Below are 1,287 nucleotides of genomic sequence, written 5' to 3' on the forward strand. Positions count from 1 at the left end.
CGCTCATTGATTAGCAACAGCGTAACACACCGAAGGTAAATTTACACTGATCAGTATGTTACCCGGCAAGTTCGGCACGATTCAGCGCACAATGCGACCACAATGCGTCCATCGCCTGGACCAGCGCGTCGATTTCCTTGGGGCCGTGCACCGGCGACGGGGTAAAGCGCAAACGCTCGGTACCGCGCGGCACAGTCGGGTAATTGATCGGCTGCACGTAGATGCCATAGTCCTCCAGCAGATGGTCGGACAGCACTTTTGTGTGCACCGGGTTGCCGACAATCACCGGCACGATGTGGCTGCCATGATCAATGATCGGCAGGCCAAGACCCTTAAGCCGCAATTTCAGCACCTTGGCCTGGTCCTGATGCTTGTCGCGCAGATCCTGCGCGCCCTTCAGATAGGCAACCGAGGCCGCCGCCCCTGCCGCAACCGACGGCGCAAGCGAGGTGGTGAAGATGAAGCCCGGCGCATAAGAGCGGATCGCGTCGCACATCTTGGCCGAGGCCGCGATATAGCCGCCCATCACGCCGTAGGCCTTGGCAAGCGTGCCGTTGATGATGTCAATGCGGTGGGCCAGACGGTCGCGCTCCGCCACGCCGCCGCCGCGCGGGCCGTACATGCCAACCGCGTGGACTTCGTCGATATAGGTCAGCGCGCCGAATTCATCGGCCAGATCGCAAAGGGCCTCAATCGGGCCGAAATCGCCATCCATCGAATAAATCGATTCAAAGGCGATCAGCTTGGGCGCCTTGGGGTCATCGGCTTCCAGCAGCTCGCGCAGATGCGCCGCGTCATTGTGGCGGAAGATACGCTTGGCGCCGCCATTGCGGCGCACGCCCTCGATCATCGAGGCATGGTTCAGCGCATCGGAATAGATGATGAGGCCGGGGAACAGCTTGGGCAGAGTGCTCAGCGTGGCGTCATTGGCGATGTAAGCCGAGGTGAACAGCAGCGAGGCTTCCTTGCCATGCAGATCCGCCAGTTCGGCCTCCAGCTGCTTGTGATAAACCGTAGTGCCGGAAATGTTGCGGGTGCCGCCGGAGCCTGCGCCGGTCGAATCAATCGCATCATGCATCGCCTCCAGCACAACCGGATGCTGGCCCATGCCCAGATAGTCATTGCCGCACCAGACGGTGATGTCCTGTTCGCCGCCGTCCGGACGGGTCCAGACCGCATGCGGGAAATGGCCCTTCTTGCGCTCGATGTCGATAAAGGTCCGGTAGCGGCCCTCGTCGTGAAGGCTGGCAATCGCTGCATCCAGTTTCGCGGTATAGTCCACCGGCA

1 protein-coding gene is annotated in these 1,287 nt (G+C 61.1%); it reads right to left on the bottom strand.

Going from position 1 to position 1,287, the window contains the following annotated elements; translation table 11 throughout:
• Positions 1–58: 58 nt before the first annotated feature.
• Entirely contained in the window at positions 59–1,282 is a 1,224-nt protein-coding gene (gene hemA, locus A2I95_RS39115) for a 5-aminolevulinate synthase (protein WP_291737749.1), read from the bottom strand.
• Positions 1,283–1,287 lie beyond the last annotated feature (5 nt).

It is taken from the genome of Leisingera sp. F5 (assembly GCF_001593695.1).